27 protein-coding genes are annotated in these 24,248 nt (G+C 73.6%); 14 read left to right on the forward strand and 13 right to left on the reverse strand.

Annotation, left to right across the window (positions count from 1 at the left end):
- Nucleotides 1–91: 91 nt before the first annotated feature.
- From ABZS80_RS27095 to ABZS80_RS27105, 3 genes are read right to left on the reverse strand one after another with little or no spacing between them, the layout of a single operon-like run.
- The gene (locus ABZS80_RS27095; protein WP_355060155.1) at nucleotides 92–301 is read right to left on the reverse strand and encodes a hypothetical protein; all 210 of its coding nucleotides are present in this window, start codon (nucleotides 299–301) and stop codon (nucleotides 92–94) included.
- Nucleotides 302–343: 42 nt separating this feature from the next.
- Nucleotides 344–568 carry a hypothetical protein gene (locus ABZS80_RS27100; protein WP_355060157.1) on the reverse strand — a complete coding sequence of 75 codons (225 nt, stop codon included), beginning with the start codon at nucleotides 566–568 and terminating at the stop codon, nucleotides 344–346.
- 48 nt (nucleotides 569–616) lie between these two features.
- Nucleotides 617–1,702 carry a 3-deoxy-7-phosphoheptulonate synthase gene (locus tag ABZS80_RS27105; protein ID WP_355060158.1) on the reverse strand — a complete coding sequence of 362 codons (1,086 nt, stop codon included), beginning with the start codon at nucleotides 1,700–1,702 and terminating at the stop codon, nucleotides 617–619.
- Nucleotides 1,703–1,967: 265 nt separating this feature from the next.
- Here ABZS80_RS27105 and ABZS80_RS27110 point away from each other — a divergent pair, with 265 nt between their 5' ends.
- Complete coding sequence (locus tag ABZS80_RS27110) at nucleotides 1,968–2,186, forward strand: hypothetical protein (RefSeq protein ID WP_355060160.1); 219 nt, start codon at nucleotides 1,968–1,970, stop codon at nucleotides 2,184–2,186.
- On the opposite strand, the gene ABZS80_RS27115 is transcribed toward ABZS80_RS27110, so the two are convergent.
- Nucleotides 2,158–2,874: a phosphodiesterase gene (locus ABZS80_RS27115; RefSeq protein ID WP_355060162.1), complete on the reverse strand. Its 717-nt coding sequence runs from the start codon at nucleotides 2,872–2,874 to the stop codon at nucleotides 2,158–2,160. The genes ABZS80_RS27110 and ABZS80_RS27115 overlap by 29 nt on opposite strands.
- Nucleotides 2,875–2,955: 81 nt before the next feature.
- Between ABZS80_RS27115 and ABZS80_RS27120 the strand changes: the two genes are divergently transcribed.
- From ABZS80_RS27120 to ABZS80_RS27150, 7 genes are all read left to right on the forward strand, one after another.
- On the forward strand, nucleotides 2,956–4,248 hold the full coding sequence (locus ABZS80_RS27120) for a pitrilysin family protein (protein WP_355060164.1): 1,293 nt from the start codon (nucleotides 2,956–2,958) through the stop codon (nucleotides 4,246–4,248).
- Entirely contained in the window at nucleotides 4,245–5,591 is a 1,347-nt protein-coding gene (locus ABZS80_RS27125) for a pitrilysin family protein (RefSeq protein WP_355060166.1), read from the forward strand. The genes ABZS80_RS27120 and ABZS80_RS27125 overlap by 4 nt, the downstream gene beginning before the upstream one ends.
- 277 nt (nucleotides 5,592–5,868) lie before the next feature.
- Nucleotides 5,869–6,894 carry an aspartate-semialdehyde dehydrogenase gene (locus ABZS80_RS27130; RefSeq protein WP_355060168.1) on the forward strand — a complete coding sequence of 342 codons (1,026 nt, stop codon included), beginning with the start codon at nucleotides 5,869–5,871 and terminating at the stop codon, nucleotides 6,892–6,894.
- Nucleotides 6,894–7,334, forward strand: a complete 441-nt coding sequence (locus ABZS80_RS27135) for a PPOX class F420-dependent oxidoreductase (RefSeq protein WP_355060170.1) — start codon at nucleotides 6,894–6,896, stop codon at nucleotides 7,332–7,334. The genes ABZS80_RS27130 and ABZS80_RS27135 overlap by 1 nt, the downstream gene beginning before the upstream one ends.
- Before the next feature lie 74 nt (nucleotides 7,335–7,408).
- Entirely contained in the window at nucleotides 7,409–7,825 is a 417-nt protein-coding gene (locus ABZS80_RS27140; protein WP_355060172.1) for a CBS domain-containing protein, read from the forward strand.
- Between the two features lie 162 nt (nucleotides 7,826–7,987).
- Nucleotides 7,988–8,356, forward strand: coding sequence for an SCP2 sterol-binding domain-containing protein (locus ABZS80_RS27145; RefSeq protein WP_355060174.1), 369 nt, complete (start codon nucleotides 7,988–7,990; stop codon nucleotides 8,354–8,356).
- Nucleotides 8,356–10,419 carry a glycogen debranching N-terminal domain-containing protein gene (locus ABZS80_RS27150; protein ID WP_355060176.1) on the forward strand — a complete coding sequence of 688 codons (2,064 nt, stop codon included), beginning with the start codon at nucleotides 8,356–8,358 and terminating at the stop codon, nucleotides 10,417–10,419. The genes ABZS80_RS27145 and ABZS80_RS27150 overlap by 1 nt, the downstream gene beginning before the upstream one ends.
- Nucleotides 10,420–10,473: 54 nt before the next feature.
- On the opposite strand, the gene ABZS80_RS27155 is transcribed toward ABZS80_RS27150, so the two are convergent.
- A complete protein-coding gene (locus ABZS80_RS27155) occupies nucleotides 10,474–10,866 on the reverse strand; it encodes a VOC family protein (protein WP_355060178.1) in 393 nt (130 codons plus the stop codon).
- 19 nt (nucleotides 10,867–10,885) lie between these two features.
- Complete coding sequence (locus ABZS80_RS27160; RefSeq protein WP_151461096.1) at nucleotides 10,886–11,533, reverse strand: alpha/beta hydrolase; 648 nt, start codon at nucleotides 11,531–11,533, stop codon at nucleotides 10,886–10,888.
- A gap of 111 nt (nucleotides 11,534–11,644) precedes the next feature.
- Here ABZS80_RS27160 and ABZS80_RS27165 point away from each other — a divergent pair, with 111 nt between their 5' ends.
- Nucleotides 11,645–12,394: a lysophospholipid acyltransferase family protein gene (locus ABZS80_RS27165; RefSeq protein ID WP_355060180.1), complete on the forward strand. Its 750-nt coding sequence runs from the start codon at nucleotides 11,645–11,647 to the stop codon at nucleotides 12,392–12,394.
- Nucleotides 12,395–12,439: 45 nt separating this feature from the next.
- Here ABZS80_RS27165 and ABZS80_RS27170 read toward each other — a convergent pair whose 3' ends face one another.
- From ABZS80_RS27170 to ABZS80_RS27195, 6 genes are all read right to left on the reverse strand, one after another.
- Complete coding sequence (locus tag ABZS80_RS27170; RefSeq protein ID WP_355060309.1) at nucleotides 12,440–13,183, reverse strand: hypothetical protein; 744 nt, start codon at nucleotides 13,181–13,183, stop codon at nucleotides 12,440–12,442.
- Between the two features lie 73 nt (nucleotides 13,184–13,256).
- The gene (locus ABZS80_RS27175) at nucleotides 13,257–13,973 is read right to left on the reverse strand and encodes a response regulator transcription factor (protein ID WP_151461098.1); all 717 of its coding nucleotides are present in this window, start codon (nucleotides 13,971–13,973) and stop codon (nucleotides 13,257–13,259) included.
- Nucleotides 13,943–15,145: a hypothetical protein gene (locus ABZS80_RS27180; RefSeq protein ID WP_355060182.1), complete on the reverse strand. Its 1,203-nt coding sequence runs from the start codon at nucleotides 15,143–15,145 to the stop codon at nucleotides 13,943–13,945. Before ABZS80_RS27180 ends, ABZS80_RS27175 begins: the two co-directional genes overlap by 31 nt.
- Entirely contained in the window at nucleotides 15,135–16,310 is a 1,176-nt protein-coding gene (locus tag ABZS80_RS27185) for an ATP-binding protein (RefSeq protein WP_355060184.1), read from the reverse strand. Before ABZS80_RS27185 ends, ABZS80_RS27180 begins: the two co-directional genes overlap by 11 nt.
- Before the next feature lie 120 nt (nucleotides 16,311–16,430).
- Nucleotides 16,431–17,261: a class I SAM-dependent methyltransferase gene (locus ABZS80_RS27190; RefSeq protein ID WP_355060186.1), complete on the reverse strand. Its 831-nt coding sequence runs from the start codon at nucleotides 17,259–17,261 to the stop codon at nucleotides 16,431–16,433.
- A gap of 137 nt (nucleotides 17,262–17,398) precedes the next feature.
- Nucleotides 17,399–18,250 (reverse strand): alpha/beta hydrolase, encoded by an 852-nt coding sequence (locus tag ABZS80_RS27195; protein WP_355060188.1) that lies wholly within the window; start codon nucleotides 18,248–18,250, stop codon nucleotides 17,399–17,401.
- Between the two features lie 223 nt (nucleotides 18,251–18,473).
- On the opposite strand from ABZS80_RS27195, the gene ABZS80_RS27200 reads away from it, so the two are divergent.
- The 5 genes from ABZS80_RS27200 to ABZS80_RS27220 all read left to right on the forward strand — a co-directional run bounded on the left by ABZS80_RS27200 (nucleotide 18,474) and on the right by ABZS80_RS27220 (nucleotide 22,530).
- On the forward strand, nucleotides 18,474–19,034 hold the full coding sequence (locus ABZS80_RS27200) for a hypothetical protein (RefSeq protein WP_355060190.1): 561 nt from the start codon (nucleotides 18,474–18,476) through the stop codon (nucleotides 19,032–19,034).
- Between the two features lie 34 nt (nucleotides 19,035–19,068).
- Nucleotides 19,069–19,623, forward strand: a complete 555-nt coding sequence (locus ABZS80_RS27205; protein WP_355060192.1) for a GrpB family protein — start codon at nucleotides 19,069–19,071, stop codon at nucleotides 19,621–19,623.
- A gap of 134 nt (nucleotides 19,624–19,757) precedes the next feature.
- On the forward strand, nucleotides 19,758–20,192 hold the full coding sequence (locus ABZS80_RS27210) for a hypothetical protein (protein WP_355060194.1): 435 nt from the start codon (nucleotides 19,758–19,760) through the stop codon (nucleotides 20,190–20,192).
- A 179-nt stretch (nucleotides 20,193–20,371) separates the two neighbouring features.
- Nucleotides 20,372–21,109: a VOC family protein gene (locus tag ABZS80_RS27215; protein WP_355060196.1), complete on the forward strand. Its 738-nt coding sequence runs from the start codon at nucleotides 20,372–20,374 to the stop codon at nucleotides 21,107–21,109.
- A gap of 1,010 nt (nucleotides 21,110–22,119) precedes the next feature.
- The gene (locus ABZS80_RS27220) at nucleotides 22,120–22,530 is read left to right on the forward strand and encodes a DUF6188 family protein (protein ID WP_355060198.1); all 411 of its coding nucleotides are present in this window, start codon (nucleotides 22,120–22,122) and stop codon (nucleotides 22,528–22,530) included.
- Between the two features lie 399 nt (nucleotides 22,531–22,929).
- Here ABZS80_RS27220 and ABZS80_RS27225 read toward each other — a convergent pair whose 3' ends face one another.
- Nucleotides 22,930–24,201, reverse strand: a complete 1,272-nt coding sequence (locus ABZS80_RS27225) for an MFS transporter (protein WP_355060199.1) — start codon at nucleotides 24,199–24,201, stop codon at nucleotides 22,930–22,932.
- Nucleotides 24,202–24,248: the final 47 nt, after the last annotated feature.

The raw sequence follows: 24,248 nt of genomic DNA on the forward strand, positions 1-24,248 counted from the left end.
CCAGCCGCCCGAGGGCACCGACACGCTGCCGGATCCCGACTTCGCCGGCGAGCACGACCAGTGCGCCGGCCCCTTCTCCGTCGTCCGGGTCTCAGGTGGGGGTGGTGCCGTGGTCCTCGCCGGCCCAACCGCGCGACGCCTCCGGCTCCCGCTCGTCACGGTCCTCGCCGGTGATGACGTCGTCGGAGACGGCGCTCTGGTCGTGCTCGCCGGCGAAGTCGGGATCCGGCAGCGTGTCGGTGCCCTCGGGCGGCTGGCCGAGCGCCGGGGGGTGCTCGTGTTCCTCGTTGCGGTCGGTCATTGCGCTGTCCTCTCCGTCCTCGGGCCGCGTCCGCCGGATGGCTCAGGCCACCGTCCCGCCGAGCAGGTCGGCCGCCTCGTCGACCGCGTACTCGCCCTGGGGCAGCGCGTCGATCCGGGACAGCAGGTCGGCGGGGAGTTCGGCGGCCACCGCCCGGCGGTAGATGTCCGCCTGGCTGATCCGCTCCTGGCCACGGAAGATGTCGTCGAGCAGTTCGTCGAGCTGTCGGGTGTCCGGCTGCTCGGTCACGGGCGCGTCGTCGGTCACGCCGACCAGCTACCCGGGCCCGAATCGGTCAAACGTCCCACCGGCCGCTCAGGCGGGGGTGGGGAGGGTGGCCCGCCGGGCGCGGACCGCCTGGGCGAGGTGGTCGAGGACCTCCGCCGTGGCGTCCCAGCCCATGCAGGCGTCGGTGACCGACTTGCCGTACTCCAGTTCGCGGGTGGGGTCGAGGTCCTGGCGGCCGGGCTGGAGGAAGCTCTCCAGCATGATGCCGACGATGCCGCGCTGGCCGGCGGCGAGCTGGGCGGCCACGTCGGCGGCGACCACCGGCTGGTTGCGGTGGTCCTTGCCGCTGTTGGCGTGGCTCGCGTCGATCACCACCCGCTCGGGCAGCCCGGCCGCGCGCAGCAGGTCCAGCGCCCCCGCCACCGACTCGGCGTCGTAGTTGGGCCGGCCACCGCCGCCCCGCAGCACGAGGTGCCCGTCGGCGTTGCCCCGGGTGTGCATGATCGCCGGGGTGCCGGAGACGTCGATGCCGGGGAAGACGTGCGGCACGCCGGCCGCCCGGATCGCGTCCACCGCGGTGGCGATGCTGCCGTCGGGGCGGTTCTTCATGCCGATCGGCATGGACAGGCCGGAGGCGAGCTGCCGGTGCACCTGGCTCTCCACGGTCCGGGCGCCGATCGCGCCCCAGGCCACCGTGTCGGCGATGTACTGCGGGGTGATCGGGTCGAGGAACTCGCAGCCCACCGGCAGGCCCAGCCGCAGCACGTCGAGCAGGAGCGCCCGGGCGGTGCGCAGGCCGGTGTTCACATCGCCCGACCCGTCCAGGCCCGGGTCGTTGATGAGGCCCTTCCAGCCCACGGTCGAGCGGGGCTTCTCGAAGTAGACCCGCATCACCACGAGCAGGTCGTCGGCGAGCCGGTCGGCGACCTGGCGCAGCCGGCCCGCGTACTCCAGGGCGGCGGCGGGGTCGTGCACCGAGCAGGGGCCGACCACGACCAGCAGCCGGTCGTCGGCGCGGTCCAGCACCTGGCCGACGGCACGCCGGCCCGCCACCACGGCCTCGGCGAGGGAGCCCTCGAGGGGCAGGTGGTGGTGCAGCAGGGCCGGGGTGGTCAGGGGCACGACGCGGTCGATCCGCTGGTCGATGACCCGATGGGCGTCCGGGGTCGTCACGGTGGGGTTCCTTCCGCCGACCGTGCCCGGGGCCGGCGCCCGGGATCGAGCCGGCTGCTCGAAAAGCGAAAGGGCAGGGAATCATCCCTGCCCGGCCGGCTCGAAGAGGAAGTGACGTCAGCTCATGGTCGAGTCACCGGCTCCTCCAGCCGGCTGCCTAAACCATCGATACGACCGCGTCACGCCCGTCAGCGTACCCGACGTCAGGGGCGGGTCCCACCCGCTCGTCGGGTACGCCACGCCCCGGCGGGGGTATGAGGACGGCATGAGCCACGACCAGAGCGACCAGGACCGGATCGAGTCCCGCGCCCACCTGCTGCCCGAGGAGGCGGCGGTCGGCAGCGAGGATCCCGAGGCGCAGGCCGACGCCATCCTCGCCGAATCGGACATCCGGGAGGAGGACCGGAACGTCGCGCCGGACACTGTCCTGGAGCACCGGACCTCCGACGAGACCGTCACCCCCGCCGCCGAGCCGCCCGACTGACCGGGACCCCCCGACCCCGCTGGGAACCCGGGTAGGTGGTCTCCCGCAACCACGCGAGTGGACCGGCCAGGCGCAGGCCCGGCGGCACGTTGCCGACCGGATCGAACGCCAGCGCGGCGTCCTCCCGGGCGTCGCGCCGGCCGCCGAGGCGCACCTCGCCGAACGGCCGCCACGGCCCGACCGCCGAAGCCACCGCCAGCACCAGCCGGGGCCCCTCGTCGCCGGCCCCCGCCGGAAGTTCGGCCAGGCCGCGGCCCAGCTCCGGCGAGTCGGGGTCGGCCAGCACGGCCAGGTACAGCCGCCGCCGGCCCGCCCGGTAGGACATGATCGAGGTGTACGTCCCGGTGAAGCCGCGCCGGGGCAGCGGCAGGTGGCGCAGCACCGGTGCGGCGGCGCTGGAACTGGCCAGCAGGTCCACCGGCGGCTCCGGGTCGCGGTGCAGCCGGATTCCCACGCCCAGCACGTCCGGCCAGCTCCCCGGGGTGGGCACGCCCTTCGACAGGCGGACCGTCGCCGGCCACCGGCCGGGCAGGTCCAGCAGCGGCACGCCGGTCGGCGGGCCCGGCGTACCCCAGATCAGGACCTCGGCGGAGAAGGTGCGGCCGGCGGGATGCAGCAGCCGGGCGCGCCGGAGCCGGGCGAGCAGGAGGGCGGCGCGTTCGACCGCGGACGATGCGGGGGTGGACATGCCGGGCGAGTACCCCGGCGCGCGGCGACGATGCTCCCCGCACGTCACCTTTCCACCCGCGAGATCGGATAGCGTCGTGCCATGCCCGACAGCGGTTACCCCTGGCCGATCGAGACGACCCGACTGGACAACGGCCTGCGCGTGGTGGTGAGCGAGGACCGCACCGCCCCCGCCGTCGCCGTGAACATCTGGTACGACGTGGGTTCCCGCCACGAACCGGCCGGCCAGACCGGCTTTGCCCACCTCTTCGAGCACCTGATGTTCGAGGGCTCGGTCAACGTGGCGAAGACCGAGCACATGAGGTTCATCCAGGGTTCCGGCGGCTCGCTCAACGCCACCACCAACCCGGACCGGACCAACTACTTCGAGACGGTCCCGGCCGAGCACCTGGAGCTGGCGCTCTGGCTGGAGGCCGACCGGATGGGCGGGCTGGTCCCGGCGCTGACCCAGGAGACGCTGGACAACCAGCGGGAGGTGGTGAAGAACGAGCGCCGACAGCGCTACGAGAACGTGCCGTACGGCGACGCCTGGCTGCGGCTGTTGCCGCTGCTCTATCCGCCCGGGCATCCCTACCACCACGCCACGATCGGCTCGATGGCCGACCTGAACGCCGCCGACCTGGCCACCTTCCAGGCGTTCCACCGCACCTTCTACGCGCCGAACAACGCCGTGCTCACCGTGGTCGGCGACACCACCGCCGCCGAGGTGTTCGCGCTGGCCGACAAGTACTTCGGCGGGCTGCCGCCGCGCGAGGACATCCCGGCGGCCCCGGACGGGCGCGCCGTCCCGGCCACCGGCCGGCCCGCGGTGGAGACGGTCACCGCCGACGTGCCCGCTCCCCGGGTCTACGTCGCGCACCGCACCCACCCCTACGGCACCCCGGGGTACGACGTGACGACCGTGCTCGCCACCGTGCTGGGCACCGGCCGGGGCAGCCGTCTCTACCAGCGCCTCGCCGACGGGGAACGGATCGCCCAGCCGGACCTGGTCGGGGCGTACGGCGTGGACCTGGCGCACGGCCCGGCACCGCTCATCGCCACCGCCACGGCCCGCCCGGGGGTGTCCGGGGACCGGCTGCGCGAGGGGCTGACCGAGGTGGTCGACGAGCTGGCCACCGTGCCGGTGACGACGGCCGAGCTGGACCGGGCCAAGGCGCTGCTGAGCACCCAGTGGTGGCGGCACATGTCCACGGTGGATGGTCGAGCCGACGTCCTCGGCCGGTACGCCACCCAGTTCGGCGACCCGGCGAAGATCGGTGAGCGGCTGCCCGCCTGGCTCGCCGTCACCGCGGAGCAGGTCGCCGAGCAGGCCACCGAGCTGCTCGGCGCGGCCGACCGGGCGACCCTCACCTACCTGCCCGAGGAGACCTCATGACGCTGATCGCCACCCGTCCCGGGCCGGGCGCCGCCCGCCCGTACCGGTTCCCGCAGGTCGTCCGCCGGTCCGCCGCCGGCGGGCAGGTCGTCGCCGCGCACCTCCCCGGGCAGAACCTCGCCGTCGCGCTGCTGCTGCTCGACGGCGGCGCCGGCCGGGAGCCGGTCGGCAAGGAGGGGCTCGGCGGGGTGCTGGCCAAGGCGCTGGAGGAGGGGACCGCGCAGCGGGACGCCACCGCGTACGCCCTGGCCATCGAGGCGCTCGGCACGGAGCTGGTGACCGGCCTGGACTGGGACTCGTTCCAGGCCAGCGTGCAGGTGCCGGTGGACCGGCTGAGCGCGGCCGTGGAACTGCTCGCCGAGGCGGTGCGCACGCCGAAGCTCGACCCGGCCGACGTGCGGCGGGTCCGCGACGACGAGGCGACCGCCCTGCGGATGGACTGGGCGAACCCGGGTCCGCGGGCCGACGCCGTGCTGCGCGCCGACCTGTTCGGCGCGGACAACCGCTGGGGCCGCCCGATGTACGGCGACCCGGAGAGCGTGGCGGCCCTGGATGTGGACGACGTGACCGTCTTCCACTCCGAGTGGTTCATCCGCCCGGGCACGCTGATCGTCGCCGGTGACCTGGACCGGATCGACCTCGACGCGCTCGCCGCGACGGTGTTCACCGGGGCCGGCGGCGCGGCGGCCGACAAGGGCGGCCCGATCGAGGTGCCGCTGTCCGACCGGCGGCGGATCATCCTGGTCGACCGTCCCGGCTCGGTGCAGTCCACGCTCCGCCTCGGGCACCCGTCGCCGCACCGCGCCCACCCGGACCACGTGCCGATGACGCTGGCCGGCACGGTGCTCGGTGGGGCCTTCACCTCCCGGCTCAACCACCTGATCCGCGAGGTGCGCGGCTACACGTACGGGATCCGGGGCGACTTCGCCTCGTCCCGCCGGTTCGGCCGGTTCGCCATCAGCTCCGGGGTGCAGACGGCGGTGACGGCGCCCGCCCTGGTCGAGGCGGTGGGCGAGGTGTCGCGTACCCAGTTGACCGGGGTGACCGAGGACGAGCTGGCGGTGGCGCGCTCCTGGCGGGCCGGCCAGCTCTCCGTCGAGCTGCAGAGCCCCCGGGCCATCGCCTCGGCGCTGACCACGCTGGTGGTGCACGACCTGCCGGACGACTACCACGCCCAGCTGCGCGAGGCGCTGCTCGCCGCCACCGTCGAGGAGGTCTCCGCGGCGGCCGCCGCCCACCTGCACCCGGAGGCGCTCACCCTGGTCGTCGAGGGCGACTCCGCGGTGATCCGGGACGAGCTGGTGGCCGCCGGCCTCGGCGACGTGGTCGACCACCGGTCCTGACCGGCTCGGCGCGTGGCGGTGTTCGACCCGGACGCCGCCGCGCCGGGGCGCGGGATGTGATTCCCGTCGCGTCCCGCGGTCGCCGCGCGCCGCCCGGGGACGCGGATGCTGCGGTCCGAGCCCCGGATGGCGGGCGATTCTCCACCGACGGCCCGTCGCCGGCCGGTGTCGTTGCAGGTCGACGCCTCGATCGGCGAAGGGCCCGGTCGGCGGCCGGCGGCCCGCGCGCTGGGAAAGGCTTCCCGCCGGCCCCGCCCGGCTGGGTAGCCTCGCGGGCATGAGGATCGGCATTGTGGGGGCCACCGGCCAGGTCGGTGGCGTGATGCGGCAGGTGCTGGCGGAGCGCGACTTCCCGGCGGAGCAGCTGCGGTTGTTCGCCTCGGCCCGGTCGGCCGGGCGCACGCTGCCCTGGCGCGACGGCGAGGTCACCGTCGAGGACGCGGCCACCGCGGACTACCGCGGGCTGGACATCGTGCTGTTCTCGGCGGGCAAGGGCACGGCCCGGGAGCTCGCACCCCGGGTCGCCGATGCCGGCGCGGTCGTCATCGACAACTCCTCGGCGTACCGGATGGACCCCGAGGTGCCGCTCGTGGTCGCCGAGGTCAACCCGCACGCCGTCGCCGACCGGCCCAAGGGCATCGTGGCCAACCCGAACTGCACCACCATGGCCGCCATGCCGGTGCTGCGCCCGCTGCACCAGGAGGCCGAGCTGGTCAGCCTGGTGGTCGCCACCTACCAGGCGGTGTCCGGTGCCGGCCTGGCCGGCGTGGCCGAGCTGGACGAGCAGGTCCGCAAGGTCGCCGAGCACGCCGCCGGGCTCGCCTTCGACGGGTCGGCCGTGGAGTTCCCCGCGCCGCGCTCGTTCGCCCGCCCGATCGCCTTCAACGTCCTCCCGCTCGCCGGCTCGATCGTCGACGACGGCTCCGACGAGACCGACGAGGAGCAGAAGCTGCGCAACGAGAGCCGGAAGATCCTGGAGATTCCCGGGCTCAAGGTCTCCGGCACGTGCGTCCGGGTGCCGGTCTTCACCGGGCACTCCCTCCAGATCAACGCGCGCTTCGCCCGCCCGATCACCCCGGCCCGCGCCCGCGAGCTGCTCGACGGCGCGCCGGGCGTGGCGCTCTCCGACGTGCCGACCCCGCTGGAGGCGGCCGGCCAGGACCCCACGTACGTCGGGCGGATCCGGGCCGACGAGACCGTCGAGCACGGCCTCGCCCTGTTCTGCGCCAACGACAACCTGCGCAAGGGCGCGGCGCTCAACGCCGTGCAGCTCGCCGAACTCGTCGCCGCGGAAGGACGCTGATGGCGGACGAGCGGACCGGGCCCGCCCTGGCCGATCTCGTGGCGAGCCGACGGCTCGGCGTGCTCGCCACCCTGAAGCGCGACGGCCGGCCCCAACTGTCCACCGTGGTCCACTCCTTCGACCGGGACGCCGGGCTGATCCGGATCTCGGTGACCGACGGCCGGGCGAAGACCGCGAACCTGCGCCGCGACCCCCGGGCCAGCTTCCACGTGAGCAGCGAGGACGGCTGGGCGTACGCGGTGGTGGAGGCCCGGGCCGAGCTGACCCCGGTGGCGGAGCGACCGGACGACCCGACCGTCGAGGAACTGGTCGGGCTCTACCGGGCGGTGCAGGGCGAACACCCGGACTGGGACGACTTCCGGCGGGCCATGGTGGCCGAACGCCGGCTGGTGCTTCGGCTGCACGTCGAGCGGCTCTACGGGATGCCCCCGCGCGGCTGACCCGTGCCGGCCCCCCGGTTACCTCGCCCGCGCCGCCGGGTAGACCGCGGTGCCGACACCGAGAGGGGAGCACCATGACAACGGTCGGAGAGTTCATGACGACCCGGTTGGTGACGATGGCCGGCAGCGACACCCTCACCGCCGCGGCGCAGGAGATGCGTGACAGCGCCATCGGCGACGTGGTGGTGACCGATGGCGACAACGTGGTCGGCATCGTCACGGACCGGGACATCACGGTGCGGGGCGTGGCCGAGAGCCTGGACCCGAACACGACGAAGCTCGACCAGATCACCAGCAAGGACGTGGTGACGGTCAGCCAGTACGACGACGCGGTGGCCGCCGCCGACCTGATGCGCACCTACGGGGTCCGCCGGTTGCCGGTGACGGAGGACGGCCGGCTGATCGGCCTGGTGTCGATGGGTGACCTGGCCGTGGAGCGGGAACCCCAGTCGGTGCTCGCGGACGTCAGCGCCGACGACCCGAACAACTGACTCGTCCGCCGCGGTGACGCCGGCCCCCGGTTCGGGGGCCGGCGTTCGCGCGTCCGGGCCCCTGGCGGGTGACTCACCCGAACCGGGCGAGGTTGACCCCGTACCCGGGGGGGACCCGTTCTTCCGACGTAGGAGGCCGCGGATCGCGGGAGGAGTCGCCCGATGGATGTCACCACCAGATTCTTCGAGGGCCTGGACCGGCAAGGGTTCGAGCCGCTGCTGGTCAAGGCCGCCGGAACCCTCCGGTTCGACCTGCACGAGGGAGCGCGGACCACGCACTGGCTGCTGGAGATCGACCGGGGTCACCTGCGGGTCCGCCAGGAGGACCAGGAGGCCGACACCGTGGTCGGGACCGAGCCGCGGCTCTTCGAGGAGCTGGTCACCGGCGAGGAGAACACCATCGCGGCGCTGCTGCGCGGGGACATGACGGTCGCCGGCGACCTGCGCCTGGTGTTGCAGGTCGAACGGATCTTCCCCGGTCCGCCGGAGTCACGGGGGCCGCACCACGCGTTCCAGAGGAGGGCTGCCTGATGGCCGCGAGCAACACCATCCGGATCCTGGACGGCAACACGTTCGTGGTCTCCGAGGACACCGGCGACATCGAGGCCACGCCGAGCGAGCCGACCGGCCTCTTCTCCCTCGACATGAGGTTCCTGTCGAAGTGGGTGCTGACCGTCAACGGCGAGCGGCTCAACGCGCTCTCCTACGACGACCTCCAGTACTACGAGGCCCGGTTCTTCCTGGTGCCCGGGATGGCCACGCACTACAGCGACGCCAAGCTGTCGATCATCCGGGAGCGGGCGGTGGGCGGCAGTTTCCGGGAGTCGCTGACCATCCTCAACCACGACGAGAAGGCCGTGGACCTGGAGATCCGGATGGACGCGGGCGCCGACTTCGCCGACCTGTTCCAGGTCAAGGACGAGATCCTGAACAAGAAGGGCGAGACGTACGCCGAGGCGGAGGCGGACAAGCTCCGGCTCGGCTACCGGCGCGGCAACTTCCGGCGGGAGACCGTCATCTCCGCCTCCCGGCCGGCCCGGTACGACCGCAACGGGTTCGCCTGGACCCTCCATCTCGAACCGAACGAGCAGTGGGAAGCCTCCATCGACGTGCAGACCCACGCCGTCGGGCCGGGCGGCCGGGACCTGCGGATGGGGTTGCGGGCGCACGGCACCGAGCGGCTGGCCCTCCAGCACGACCTCGAACAGTGGATCGCCAAGGCGCCGAAGGTGAACAGCGAGCACGAACGGGTGGCCGCGACGTACCGGCGCAGCCTCATCGACCTGGCCGCGCTGCGGTTCTCGCCGCTCTCGCTCGGCGGGCAGGCGCTGCCGGCCGCCGGCCTGCCCTGGTTCATGACCATGTTCGGCCGGGACAGCATCCTCACCTGCCTCCAGGTGCTGCCGTTCGCGCCGGAGATGTCGAAGACCACGCTGCGCATCCTGGCGGCGTTGCAGGGCACCCGCTTCGACGACTTCCGCGACGAGGACCCGGGCCGGATCCTGCACGAGATGCGGTACGGCGAGACCGCCGCCTTCGAGGAGCAGCCGCACTCGCCGTACTACGGCTCGGTGGACGCGACGCCGCTGTTCATCGTGCTGCTCGACGAGTACGAGAAGTGGAGCGGCGACGTCGCGCTGGTCAAGGAGCTGGAACGGGAGTGCCGGGCCGCGCTGAAGTGGATCGACGACTACGCCGACCTGGTCGGCAACGGCTACATCTGGTACGAGCGGCGCAACAGCGACACCGGCCTGGAGAACCAGTGCTGGAAGGACTCGTGGGACTCCCTCTCGTACTCCGACGGCACGCTGCCGCCGTTCCCCCGGGCGACCTGTGAGGTGCAGGGGTACGCGTACGACGCGAAGACGCGGGCCGCGCGCATGGCCCGCCAGTTCTGGGACGACCCGGGGTACGCCGACCAGCTGGAACGCGAGGCCGCGGAGCTGAAGGAGCGGTTCAACCGGGACTGGTGGGTGGCCGACGGCGGCTTCTACGCCCTGGGGCTGGACCCGAACGGCCGGCAGTGCGACGTGCTCAGCTCCAACATCGGCCACCTGCTGTGGAGCGGCATCGTGCAGGAGGACCGGGCGGCGCAGATCGCCGCGCACCTGGTCGGCCCGCGGCTCTTCTCCGGCTGGGGGGTGCGCACGCTGGCCGAGGGCGAGGTGCGCTACAACCCGATCGGCTACCACAACGGCACGATCTGGCCGTTCGACAACTCGTTCGTCGCCTGGGGCCTGCGCCGGTACGGCTTCGCCGAGGAGGCCGCGACCATCGCCAGCGGCATCCTGGAGGCGGCGCGGTACTTCGACGGGCGGCTGCCGGAGGCGTTCGGCGGCTACCAGCGGGAGCTCACGAAGTTCCCGGTGGAGTATCCGACGGCGTGCAGCCCGCAGGCCTGGTCGACCGGCGCGCCGCTGCTGCTGATCCGGACCATGCTGGGGCTGGAGCCGCACGAGGGGCACCTCGCGGTGGACCCGCAGCTGCCGGCCGGCATGGGGCGGATCGAGGTGCTGGACATCCCGGGCCGGTGGGGCCGGGTGGACGCCTTCGCCCGGGGCCGGCTGGAATTGGAGCACCCGGCCGGCTCCTGACCCCCAGGAACCTGTGCGCCGCCGGCCGCCCGGCCGGCGGCGCGCCGTCGCGGCTCAGTGCCCGGGCAGCAGCGAGTCGCCGTGCGCCTCGCTGCGGGGGAGCAGGCAGAACTCGTTGCCCTCGGGATCGGCCAGCACGGTCCACCGGGGCAGCTCGCGGACGACCGTCGCGCCCGCCTCCAGCACGGCGGCCCGCTCCTCCGCGTCGCCGACCAGGTCCAGGTGCATCCGCCCGGCGCCCGGCAGGTCCTCGACGGGGCTGATCCAGACGTCGGGCCGGCGGGCGGCGGGGTCGCGCAGCAGCACCGACTCGTCCGGCTCCAGCGACCGGTCGGCGAGCTTCGCCCGGTCCTCCTCGACCACGGGCAGCCCGGTCACCGTGCTCCAGAACGGGGCGAGCAGGTAGGGGTCGCGGCAGTGGATGACGATCGCGGTGAGGTCGGGCATGCCCTGCACCGTAGTCGGCTCAGGCCGGCGGGAGGACGTTGTCCAGGAACGTGGCGGTGACCGCCCGGATGTCCGGACGGGCCAGGTCCAGCGCGTGCCCGCCGTGGGTGAGCCAGAGGTGCGTAGGGTGGCCGGCGGCGAGCAGCCGGCCGGCCAGCCCGACCGACTGGGCGGCCGGCACCGCGGCGTCGTCGCGGCCCTGCACCAGCAGCACCGGCACGCCGGAACCCAGGTGGCTGGCCACGGTGGCGTCGACGGTCGCGGGGTCGCCCTCGGCGGGTGGGTGGCCGAGCAGGTCGGCCCACGGGTCGTCGTGCCGGCGCAGCCGCCGCCACTCCGCGTCCAGCGGGTCGACCGGCGCCCAGTAGGCGAGGACGCCCCGGACGTCGCCGGGCCGGTCCACCCCGCGCAGGCCCAGGTGCAGGGCCAGCATGGCGCCGGCCGAGTCGCCGCCGACCAGCAGCGGCAGCCCGCCCGCCGTGGCGCGGGCGGCCCGCGCGGCGGCGCGGACGTCGTCGAGCTGGGCCGGCCAGCGGGCCTCGGCCGAGAAGCGGTAGGTCGCGGGCACCACCCGCAGCCCGAGCGGGGCGAGCGCGGCCCCGTCCTCGTCGGAGCGGGCCCGCCACCCGCCGCCGTGGATCCAGAGCACTACGGCGCGATCGGTCATCCGGCCATGCTGGCCGCTGTGCCCCGGCCACCGCGACCCGCTCTGCCAACGGCAGAGCGAGGCGACCTTCGCCCCTACGGTCGCGTAACCTACCCGGGGTAAAGTTGGCGGATGTCGGAACTCGTGTACCCGCCCGTGATCCTCGCCGCCAAGACGATGTTCCGCGCTCTCGACCTGCGCCTGCGCGTCGAGGGCAGCCACCACGTGCCGCGCACCGGCGGGGCGGTGCTGGCCTCGAACCACGTCAGCTACCTCGACTTCATCTTCTGCGGGTACGGCGCCCGGGACTCCGGTCGGCTGGTCCGGTTCATGGCCAAGGACTCCGTCTTCCGGCACAAGGTCTCCGGCCCGCTGATGCGCGGCATGAAACACATCCCGGTCAACCGGGCCGCGGGCGCCGGCTCGTACGCCTCGGCGGTGGGCGCGCTGCGCCGCGGCGAGGTCGTCGGTGTGTTCCCCGAGGCGACGATCAGCCGCTCCTTCATGGTCAAGGACCTCAAGAACGGCGCGGCCCGGATGGCGCAGGAGGCTGGCGTGCCGCTGCTGCCGGTCGCGCTCTGGGGCACCCAGCGGCTGTGGACCAAGGGCCGGCCGCGCACCCTCACCCGCCGGCACACTCCGATCACCATCCTGGTGGGCGAGCCGATCGACCCGGCCGCCCACCCGGACGGCAACGCCCTGACCGCCGAGCTGCGCACCCGGCTCACCGCGCTGGTCGACCGGGCCCAGCGCGAATATCCGGACCAGCCCGCCGGCCCGGACGACGCCTGGTGGCAGCCGGCCCACCTGGGCGGCACCGCGCCCACCCCGGAGCAGGCCGCCGAGCTGGACCGCCCGGGTCGCCGCACCCCCACCTCCTGACCGGATCGTTGACGGCGCCCGCCGGCCAGGCCGGCGGGCGCGGGGTCAGCAGGCGGAACCGGGGCGGTCCCGCGCCGGCACGTCCTGGCGGGGCCAGGCCAGCGGCTCCGCCACCGCCGGGCGGTAGTAGTCGTCCCCGGACAGGAACTCGACCGGCAGCGAACCCGGCAGGGTCACCGCACCCCGGGTCGGGCCGGGCGTCGGGCTCATCCGGACCGCCAGCGTGTCCCGCTCCGGCGGGGAGAGGTCCACCAGTTCGGGGCGGGCCAGCCGGAACGCGGCCACCGAGCGGCGTACCTGCCCGGCCAGCGCGGCGACCAGGTCGACCGGGCCGGCGAGCGCCAGGGCCGGCTGCCGGATGGTGCGCAGCGCGTCGCAGACCAGCCGCAGCTCGCCCGTGCCGTCGGGGCTCTCGGCCAGCTCCAGCCGGGACGGCCACTGCCACCGGATCTGGCTGCTGACCAGGCGGGACAGCCGGACCGGGCGCCGGTGCCGGGCGTCCGGCCGGCCGTCCCGCCCGGAGACCAGGGACAGCTCGGAGCCGGTGCAGACGTACGCCAGCCGCCGGTCGGTCACGGTGACCGCCGCCGGGGTGGGCAGCGCCCAGGACCGGAGGTCGTCGGTGGGGCCGAGCAGGTGACCGGCCACCAGCAGCCGGTGCTGCCCGAGCAGTCGTTCGCCCGGCTCCGGGAGCAGCGCGTAGCGGCGGTCGAGCAGGGGACGGGTGGGGTCGTCATCCGCGTCGAAGCGGTGGGGCCCGATGAAGAAGGGTGCGGCGTCCTCCTGCACGGTCACGACCTCCCGGTGGCGGTTGGCGATACGTCGAGCCTGGCCCAGCGCGGGGCGGCTGTCATGACACCCGTTAGGGGGTCGGCCGGTCGGCGGACGCCTGTGACCGGTAGATGCCGATATCTTCCGGCCGGACGAGGCCGTCCTCAATCGCCCGGGCGAGCAGCGCCGCCTTGGTTGCTGCCGGCCGCCCCGCCCGGGTGTACTTGATCCGCGCCCGGTCCACGTACTGCTTCACGGTGTGCTCGCTGATCCGCATCCGACGCGCCACCGACGCCTTCGACATCGACTGGAACCACAGCAGCAGGGCCTCGCGCTCCTTGTCCGACAGGGCCGGCCGGTCCGGGCGCGGATCGCCCACGATCGCCCCGGCCAGCGCCGGCGGCACGTACGGGCGGTCGCTCGCCGCGGCGAGGACCGTGGCCACGCAGTGCTCCCGGCCCTCGTGCTTGGCCAGAAAGGCCACCGCGCCGGCGTCCAGCGCGGCCAGCATCGTCTCCGGGTCGGTGTGCTCGGAGTAGACCACCACCCGGCGGCCCGTGGCGCTCAGCTCGGCGAGCTTGTCGAGCACCATCCGCCCGTGCAGCCGCAGGTCGAGCAGGACCACCTCGGCCTCCGGGGCGGCCCGCAGCACCACGTCCGGGTCGTCCCCGGTGGCCAGCACGCGCAGCCGCGGCTCGCCGGCCAGCCAGGCCCGTACCCCGTCGATCACGACCGGATGGTCGTCCACGATCGCCACGCCCACCGGCGGCCCGCCGGTCACGTCCTCCGCCACCGGGTCTGCGTCCATCTGATCTCCCCGTCCCGCTCGTGCAGGTGTTCCACCGGCCCGTCCCCGTCCCCGCCCGGCGGGCCGGTCGCGTCCGGCCCGTCGTGGTCCGGGGTGACGAGGCTGACCACCACCTCGTCCGGGCCGGCCACCACGGTCAGCCGGGCCCAGCCCCGGGCGCCGGCGAGGGCCGCCGTCGCCGGGTCGGCCAGCCGGCGGCGGACCTCGACCGGCAGCTCCGGCGGCGCCCCGACGGCGACCAGCTCGATCGGCAGGCCGTTCCGTTCCGCCAGGTCCGCGGCGGCGCGCAGTTCGTGCAGCAGCGGATCCGGCACGTCGTCCGACTCGGCGATCAGCCGGCGCAGCCGGGCCGCCGCCAGCCCGGCGCGGCGGCGTACCGCCGGGTCGGCCGGGTCGGCGTCGCCGGCCGCGAGGGCGGCCAGCACCTCCTCGGCGGTGCCGCTGGCCAGCGCCAGGCGCGCCTGCCGGTCCCGCTGGGCCTGTTCCGCCGCGTCCCGCTCCGCCTCCACGGCCAGGGCCGCCGCGGCGGTCGAGGCCCGGTCCCGGGCCAGCGCCGCGATGGCCGCCGCCCCGGCGAAGACCGCCACCGGCAGCGACGAGGTGCCGTAGACGTACATCGCGTAGCGGCTGAGGTCGGCCGGGGCGGTCGCGTCGTGCAGGACCACCGCGGCCAGGGCGATCGCCGCGTGCGCGCCGAGCAGCGCGAGCAGCCAGCCCACCGGCCGCCGCCACAGCACCAGCAGGAAGAACCACGCCAGCCCGCCCCACACCCAGTTGCCCGCGGTGAAGAGCTGCCGCTTACCCGCCGCCGCGAAGACCACCCCGTCGACGAGCAGCAGCGCCACCGCCAGCAGCCGGGCGGGCGGCAGCCCGCCGCGCAGCAGGCGTACGCCGGCCGCGACGCCGACCGCCGCGGTCACCAGCCAGCCCGCGGCGACCGCCGGCGGGGCGGCCAGCCGGGACCACGAGGTGAGCAGCGCCGGCAACCCGATCGCCAGGTGCCAGGCCAGCGCGATGACCACCGCCGCGATCCGGGCGCCCCGGTCCGAGGCGTCGCCCACCGCGTACGCCGCGGTCGCTGCCGCCCCCGGGCCGGCATGCTCCGGCGTCCGCTGCCGCACGATCGTCGGACCCGCCGTGCCGGTCCCGACCACTCCCCACTCAGTGGACACCGGACCACTCCAGCCGGATGCGGGTGCCGGCGCCAGGGGCGGAGGTCACGACCGCGCGGCCGCCCACCGAGACCATCCGGCCGTGGATCGACTCGCGCAGCCCGTACCGGTGGGCCGGGACGGTGGCCGGGTCGAAGCCGGGGCCGTCGTCGGCCACCTCGACCACGACGGCCGCCGCGTCCCCGGTCAGGCGCACCGTGGCGGCGGCGCCCGGCGCGTGCCGGACCACGTTGGCCAGCGCGGCGCCGGCGCTGTCGGCGAGCGCCGCGGCGACCGTCGCGGGCACCCGGCACGACGCGAGCGTCGCGTCCACGGTCAGCTCGGGCAGCCGCGCCAGGACCGTCCGCAGGCGCTCGTCGAGGGCCACCGCGCCGGCCGGCGTCGCGCGCGCGTCGGCCAGGGCCGTGAGGGTACGCAGGTCGGCCGCGCACCGCTCGCGCAGCGCTCCGGACGGGCCGGGCACCGCGCCGAGCCCGACCATGGTCAACGTGGCGAGGACGGTGTCGTGCAGGTCCCGGTTCTGCCGCCGCTCGGCCTCCCGGGCGGCCTGCCCCACCACGGCCTCCCGCGACAGCCGCTGGTAGTCCGCGAAGGCCGCGTCGGCGCGCCCGATCCGGCGGCGCATCACCGCGGTCATCACCGCCGTGCAGCCGGTCTGGACCAGCAGCGTCCCGGCGTGCGCACGCGCCTCGACCGGGTTGCCGGCGAGGGAGGCGCCGGTCGCGTAGCCGGCGGTGACCAGCAGACCGGCCGGAACCGACCAGCGGGCCGGGGCGGTGGCCTGCGCGTTGATCACCGTCGTGCTGGCCAGCACCGCCATCCAGCTCCCCTCGCCGGGCAGCACCTCCGGCGCGACCAGCCAGGGAATCGCCAGCCCGGCCGCGGTGGTCAGCGCCACGTCGCCGGCCACCAGGGGGCCGGTGAACCCGTACCGGAGCGCGCGGACGGCGTACCAGACGGACCAGGCGGTGAGCGCGACGATCGCCGGGACCAGCAGGGACACCCGGACCGGCGGGGTGCGCACGGTCAGCGCGACCACCGCGGCGACCAGCCCGCAGGTGAGCCGGAGAAGCGCCGGCAGGGTCGTGAAGATCAGGGTGAACGCGCCGCCCGCCGGCCGGTCCAGCGGGGACGGCGGCAGGGTCGTGGCGGCTACGACCGGCATCGGGGGAGGTGTCCTTCCGGCAGCGACCCGGTCGGGTCCGCACGGTAGATCGACGCCGGAGAATAACACGTGTACGCGGGGCTGGTCACCCTCGGTGCGCGGCGCGTCGCTGTGCAGATTTCAGCCGCCGGCGGGCCGGCTCCCGCCCGCTCCGGTGCGGGCCACCGCGAGCAGGTGCGCGCTGGCCCCGAGCACGGCGGGATCCCGCTCGAACGTCTCGGCGCAGACCACGGCGTCGGCGAAGAGCTGCTCGGCCGGGCCGGTATCGAGCGCGTTCAGCAGCGGCCACAGGGGACCCTCCACCCCGTACACGGCGGGGGCGGGCAGGCCGGCCGCGACGAACTCGTCCACCAGCTGCTCGGGGCGGTGGAAGTAGGCCGTCGTGAAGCCGGTCCGCGGGTCGTTCACCCCGGTGGCGTACTCCTCGCGCAGCAGGTGACGGTTGCGTTCGTCCACCCGCCCCTGGGCGGTCAGGTCCATCAGGGCCGCGTTGCGGCTGATCACGGCCGCGACGACCGGACCACCGGGCCGGGTCAGCCGGGCCGCCTCGCGCAGCGCCGCCACCCGGTCCGCCCGGTCGGGCAGGTGGTAGAGCGGGCCGAGCAGCAGGGTCGCGTCGGCCGCGTCGTCGGGCAGCGGCAGCTTCCGGGCGTCACCCACCGTCGCGTCGATCCCCGGGTACGCGGCCCGGGCCGCCGCGACGTGCGCGGGCACCAGGTCGACCAGGTGCACCCGGTGCCCGGCCGCGGCGAGCCAGCCCGCGTACGCGCCCGGGCCACCGCCGACGTCCAGCACGTCGGCCGGCGGCGCCGGTAGCAGCCGGGTGAGCAGGTCGCGCGTGCGATACGCCTCCAACTGCCCCTGCGGCGTCCGGTCCAACCGGTCCGCCTCGGCGAAGACCTCGGTGTAGTAGCGCCGGATGTCCGGCTCGGCGCCTCGATGCTGCGGCATGCGTCGATGGTGTACGCCGCGTCCCGGCCGGTCACCCGATTTAGCCCGCCGGCCGCAGCACGAGCGGGCCGGCCGGGAGGGCTTCGTCCGGCAGTCCGCCCAGCCCGGCGCCGCCGGGACGCAGGGCGACCTGACCGCTACCGGGCGGACGCCTCGTCGGCGCGCCGGCGCAGCCACTCCAGCGCCGGCCCGGCGTGGCGCAGCACCGAGATGTGCCCGTCCTCGGGGTAGCGGCGCAGCTCGGCGGTGGGACAGCGGCCGGCCAGCCACTCGGCGTGGGCCACCGGCGCGACCCCGTCCCGCTCCCCGTGCACCAGCAGCACCGGCGGCGTCACGTCGGCGGGGTCGAAGCCCCACGGGTGCACGTACGCGAGGTCGTCGTCGATCAGCCCGCCCGGGCCGGCCCGCATCGCCGGGCCCACCACACTGTCGAACCAGGACCACTCGCCGTGCAGCGCGGCCAGGTCCGCCGGGGTGAACTCCGGGTCGTACGCGGCGCCCGAAGCCTCGTGCGCCTCCTTGGCCGCCCGTCCCGCGGCGGCCGCCCGCAGCGACGCCACCCCGGCGGGCACCATGCCGGCGAACCAGTCCAGCCCGGCCGCGCCGTGCGGCGCCAGGCCGGCGCCCACCACCACGGCGACCACCCGGTCGGGCAGGAGCGCGCCGCAGGCCAGGGCGTGCGGGCCGCCGCCGGAGTGGCCCAGCACCGCGAACCGGTCGAGGCCCAGCGCGTCGGCCACCGCGGCGACGTCGGCCGCCGCGGAGGCGATGTCGCGGCCCGGCAGCGGCGTCGACCCGCCGTAGCCCGGGCGGTCGTGGGACACCCAGCGGAGACCGAGCCGGTCGGCCGCTGCGAACAGCGGCGCGGGCGGGGCGCCGATGTTCGGCGTGCCGTGGTGCCAGAAGACGGGGAGCCGGTCCGAACCGCCGGTGTCGTAGACGTGCAACATGCGGCCGTCGCCCAGGCGCAGATCCGTCTCGGTCACCATGAGCGGAGACTACGTCCGCCCGGCTCCCGCCGCCGACCGCCTCCGTCCGGCCGCGGGCCCTCCGGGTGAACCGGACTTCGTCAGGGAGACCGAGAAGACGGCCTTCCAGCCGGGTCGGCGCGACCGACCGCACCCGCACCTCCGGCACCGGAGTGACGGGAGGCTGCGGACCACACGCGGGCGCGGGGAAACCTAGGCTGACGCTCATGTCGCGGAGCATGCGGTGATCGACCTGGACGAGCAGGGCCACCAGCCGGCGGACCCGGGGAGCACCACCCCCGACCGTCTCCGGGCCGGGCGGAAGCGGACCTTGCGGCTCGCCGCCGCCTTCGTGGTCGGCGTTGTGCTCGGCGGCTTCGCTGTCGGCGAGCTGCGCGACTCGCGTGACGAGCGGGAGCGGAACGGTGTGGTCGCTCTCGTCGCCCTCCCCGTGTCGGCCAACCTGGGCGGCTCGTCCGCCCAGGGATCGGTCGCACTGTCCGGGCAGCTGACGTTGATCAACGCCGGCCCGGCACCCGTCACCGTGCGTGGGGCTCACGGCGAGAGGCCGGGCGTCGTGGTGCGCAGCACGGGAGAAGGGCCGCGGTTGCCCCCTGGCGGCACCCGTCAGCTCCTGGTCGAGCTGAGCTTCGACTGTTCGACCGCCTTCCAGCAGGAGCCGCTGTCGCTACGGTTCTCGGTCGAGACCGAGGACAAGCGAGTCAGGGAGGTGGGCTACCCCGTCGCCCTCGTGGGAAGCGACTGGGAACGCGACGCCCGGAGCATGTGCGCGCCCCACGCGTAGGTGGGTGGGGCGGATGCGCCGCTACGGTGACGACGTGAACGACGACGCACGTGTGGTCGAGGTGGTGCCCTACGACCCGGCCTGGCCGGAGCTGTTCGAGGCCGAACAGCGGCTGTTGTCGGAGGCCCTGCCCGAGGCGCTGAGCATCGAGCACATCGGATCCACCAGCATCCCCGGCTTGGCGGCCAAGCCCATCATCGACATCTCGGCGGTGGTGCCCGAGGTCGACGGTGTCGTCGCCGATCTTCGGCCACTCGAGCAGCTCGGGTACGTCTATCGCCCCATGGCCTTCCCCGAGGACGGCGAACACCTGTTCTTCGCCAAGGACACCGCCGGGAAGCGGAGCCACCACCTGCACGTCTTCGGCGCCACGTCGCTGGTGCCGGAAGGGAACCGGGTCTTCCGCGCCTACCTCGGGGCCAACCCCGCCGCCGCCCGCCGGTACGAGGTGGTGAAGCAGCGTGCAGCCGAGCTGCATCCCGACAGTCGGGCCCGGTACGGCGCCGCGAAGGAAGAGACGATGACGAAGCTGTCGGCGGAGGCCCGCCGGTGGAGCGAGGCAGCTGGGCGGCAGTCGCCAGAAGGCTGACCACCATGTCTCCTGACGCCACCCGGTTTTGTGACCTCCCCGGAGAGGACCCTGCCCGGGAAGAAGGCTCGACCCCTGGCGCAGAGGTTCGCTGTGCCGCCCGGTCCGTCGGAGCGCTGATAACGTCCCGGATCGTGACGGCCGAAGCAGCGGGGGTCTTTCGTCGGACGGCGATCGAGCGATCAGATCAGCGGATCGCCTGGGAACGGACGGACCAGGCATTCTTCGCCGCGGGAGCGTGCCACATCCTGGCCTGGGTCTGCCGGGACTCCTACCCCGACCGGGCGATCGAGATAGCCGGGGTGCGTGAGGCGGGAGGCTGGCAGGTCTTCCACGTCTACGCGGTCTGGAACGGCTGGGCGTTCGACCACTCGGGCTGGAACCCGGAGCCGCACCTGCTGGCGGCGAACACGGCCTTCGAAGGTCGCCCGCTGGAGCGCGTCACGATAGTGGACGGCCTTGCTGGCTTCTGCGAAACCCACCACTCCCGCATGCCGGACCAGTATTGGCGGGACCCGCTCCCACGTGCTCGCGCCTACGTGAGCCGATACACCCCGCCGTGGACGTAGCGGCTTCGCTGCCGGTCAGATGGGCGCGTCCTGGGCGCAACGTCAAGCATGTCCTGGGACGGCTTCGTCAGCATGTGGTGGGACCAGGGCCCGCGCCGAAGTCGATTACCGTCGATGCGCCGAACGGTCACTCCGGTTCGGCTCACCGCCGACTCGACGCAGGCCCTAGCATCGCCGGCATGACAACGCGGCTCGTGCAGATCAACATGAAGGCTCGGGACGACTCGGCGCTGGGCGCTTTCTGGGCGGAGGTCCTCGGCTGGGGAGTCTCCAGCGAGGGCCCCGGTGTGACCAACCTCGAACCCGAGGGCTTCGTCTACCCCGACCCCGTCGCCGTCTGCATCGACCTCGTCGTCTCCCCGGAACCCAAGACGGTGAAGAACCGCGTGCACGTGGACCTCGCCACCACCTCGGCGGCCCATCAGGCGGAGCTGGTCACGCGCCTGAAGGATCTCGGCGCAACACCCGCCGACGTAGGCCAGGGCGACGTCCCCTGGACGGTCGTGGCCGACCCGGAAGGCAACGAGTTCTGCGTGCTGGAGCCCCGACCGCGCTATCGGGACACCGGACCGATCGCCGCGGTCGTCGTCGACTGCGCGGATCCGCGAGCCATGGCCCGCTTCTGGGGCGAGGCCATGGACTGGACCCTGCATGAGGTGACCGACCACCGCGCGGTACTGCGCTCCGCCAAGGGCGTCGGCCCATATCTGCAGTTCCTCCGCACACCCGACGTGAAGACCGTGTGGAACCGCGTCCATCTCGACATCCGCCCGTACCCGGGTGACGACCCGGGGGCCGAGGCGGCAAGACTGCGGACTCTCGGCGCCACCACCGTCGACCTGGGCCAGAGCGCCGTCTCGTGGACGGTCCTCGCCGACCCGGAAGGCAACGAGTTCTGCCTCCTCGCCCCGAGCTGACCAGACCCTCCTCGGCCGCTCACTACGGCCACCAGCCCGGACTGTGCGACGCGCCCAGAAACCGCGCCCGTGACGTGGCGGTGCGGGAGCCGTGGTGATCGACTGGCCGCTTGCCTGGGAATGACCGAGAAAGTGTGGATACAGCCGAGAGTCGTGGGCCACCGAGCTGCCTGGCCTTGCGTCGCCGTGCCGGCGGCCTCGTGTAGGAGCTGACCGCCGCTGACCCTCGGCTCCCGCGTCATCGGGCACGCAAGGGGCACGGCGGAAGACTGCGAGTGGTTGCCAACCTAGCCCTCCGGGTAGAGGACGATCTATGGGCCCTCAAGACTGGTGGAACGTGTTGTTGGGCGTCACCGGCCTGGTCTTTGCCGGTCGCGGTATTCATCTGCTGCTGACGCGCCGCATGTCGGCTCTTGTGCGGAGGAGGTGGAGCCGACCAGTCGACGCCGGCATGTACTTCGTCTGCGGTGGGCTATGCCTCGTGCTGCTGGCGGCGGGGTACCTCGGTCGACTGACCGGCATCCTCGGACCTGCGGCTGGCTGGATACTGATGGTCTTGGCCTTCGCGTCATTGGCACTCGGTCTCATTAGGTACTGGCCACGCGGTGGCAGAAGTGATCAGGCCGAGGTCTGAGCTCCGGCCAGCGCTCCTTCCCGAGCGTCAGACCCGAGTCACACAAGATCGGCTTGGAGCGGGGGTAGTGGCCGCTGGATTCGCTCTCTGGTGGCTGGTTTGGCCTCCGGTGACACCGCCTTGTGGCCCGCGGATGGCCCGGCCGGTCCTCTGATCCGTAGCCTCGGCCAGACTGCCCGGCACGGTGCAGGAGCGCCCTCGACGATTGGTCGCAGCGCTCTACCCATCCGATGCTGCGTGGCTCCGTCCAGCGCCGTTGCTGTCATCGGATGCTGTCGGTCGGCAAGCAACTCCTGTGAAGTTCGCAGCGGCGCGAGCAGGTTGCGTACGCATGCCGCCCGCTGCTCCTCGCCGAGGTTCTGGCAGTGTCTCGACCGTGAACGGACGGACGAGACTGGTCGAGTCGGAAGACCGCTGGCTGCTGCCTTATCGCGACATGCAGGTGGTCCAGATCCGGGTTAGCTATCAGCTGACGCTGGTCCTAGATGGCGCTCAGGTGGACATGGAGACCGAGGCCCTGCTCACCGATGGTCCGTTGACCGCTCCGGGCGCGGTTCCGGTTCGTCTAATTCCCGAGCACCAAGAGGTCGCACCCGCCCTATCGCTTTTCGGCGCGAAGATCCTCTCTTCGGTCGTGTTCAAGACGGGAGCACTGCGGCTGGTGTTCAGCACTGGAGCGCACCTGAACGTGAAGCCTCATCCGCGGTACGAGTCCTGGGGTGCGACCGGACCGGGAAGCCTCCGCCTGATCGGCCAGCCTGGCGGGGGCGTAGCGGTCTGGCCATGATCACAGCCGCAATTTGGAAGGACGAGTATCAGGGCTGACCAGGACCTGCTGGGCCTGCTGCCACGCGGCGACCCGCGCAACCACCAACTACCGCACCGTCCGGACGGACTTCCCCCATCTCTGTCGTAGATCCCTGCCCGGAGGGCAAACAGCTCTTGCAGTCCGCCAGCGTGGCCGGCCGGCCCGGCCGATGCCGGACGCAGGTCGCCAGCAGACCGGGGCCGGGCCGGCGCCGCCTTGATCCATAAGAGAACAATTCGGCACTGCGCGGGCCTCGGGAGCTTGTCCCCTCGGCAGTGCCCTCCGTCGACTGATACGCCACAGTCGTCCGCCAACTGATCTGCGACACCTCAGCGCGCTGATCGCAGATCAGTGCATCTGACCTTAGGCAGCTCTGGGCTACGCCGCGGGCGCGCTTGCCGCAAACGGTCTGGGCTGCCGGGCGTCCTCGGGGGCGGCCAGGCCACGGATGGGGCGAGCCGTCATGGGGATGGTTGACAGCGCCATACCGGCCGAGCCGGCCGCCACCGCGACCTGGCTGCCCAGCGTGCTGCCGATCAAGCCGCCGAGTGCGCTGCCCAGCGGGATGACGCCGTAGATGATCAGGCGGTAGCCGGCGCCCGTGCGAGTCAGGGACCCTTTCGGGGCGACGATCTGCCGCAGGGTCAGCGACAGCACGTTGGCTATGCCGAGGCCAAAACCCGCTGCTAGCTGACAAACGGCCAGCCCGGCAGCGAGCCCGGCCCCGCGGCCCGGGAGCAGCGCGATGAGCAGGGGGACGCCGGTCGAGAACGCCAGCGCGCTGGCGAACGCTTTGCCGTAGCCGAGCGCGCGGGCCAAGCGCAGCGCGGCCATGGTTCCGATGAAGGCGCCGACGCCGCTCGCGCTCAGCGCGAGCCCGAAGAGGCCGGCGTTGAGGCCGCGGTCGGTGACCATATAGACGACCAGGTTGATGCTGAAGATCTGCCAGGCCATGTTGTACGTGGCCGCGTGGACGGTGAGCGCGCGCAAAAACGGATTGGTAACGACCGGACGCAGGCCGTCCCAGAATCGGGCCTCCAGGTCGGGGGCCGGCGGCGCGGGCTCGGGCCGTTTGGCTGCGGCCACGCCGATCGCGCTCGCGACGTAGCTGACGGCGTCGGCGAGGACCGCGATCGCTGGGCCGAGAAGATTGACCAGTACGCCGGCGATACCCGGTCCTGCGATTTCCGAGGCGGTCCGGGAGCCTTGTACGGCGCGATTGGCAGCGGGCAGGTCTACCTCATCGACCATGTTGGGCACGTAGGCGAAACTGCCCGTGTCGAAGACGACGCCGGCCGCGCCGGCCAGGAAGGCGACCACCGCGAGCAGCGGGACCGACAGGACGCCGGCGACATACGCCAGCGGGACGACCGCGAGCAGCAAGGCGCGCGCGATGTCTGACCCGATCATGACGTTGCGGCGGCGCCGGTGCTCCAGCCGGTGGCCGACGACCAGCGGGAAGATCACGTTCGGCAGGAAAGCGGCGGTCGAGATGGCGGCCACCTCCGCGGCGTCTGAGTGGAGGGTCAGCACGGCCACCAGAGGGAGCGCAACCGCGGTGATCTGCGTTCCGAAGGCGGAGATGGTGTGACCGCTCCAGAACCAGCGGAAGTCGCGGTCACGCTTGAGCAGCCCTGGGTTTGTTACCACCTGAGGTCCTCCTTCGGTAACGGTTACCGGTTATCGTGGCATAGCGG

Origin of the sequence: Micromonospora sp. NPDC005305 (assembly GCF_040607315.1) — a bacterium.
GTDB lineage: Bacteria > Actinomycetota > Actinomycetes > Mycobacteriales > Micromonosporaceae > Micromonospora.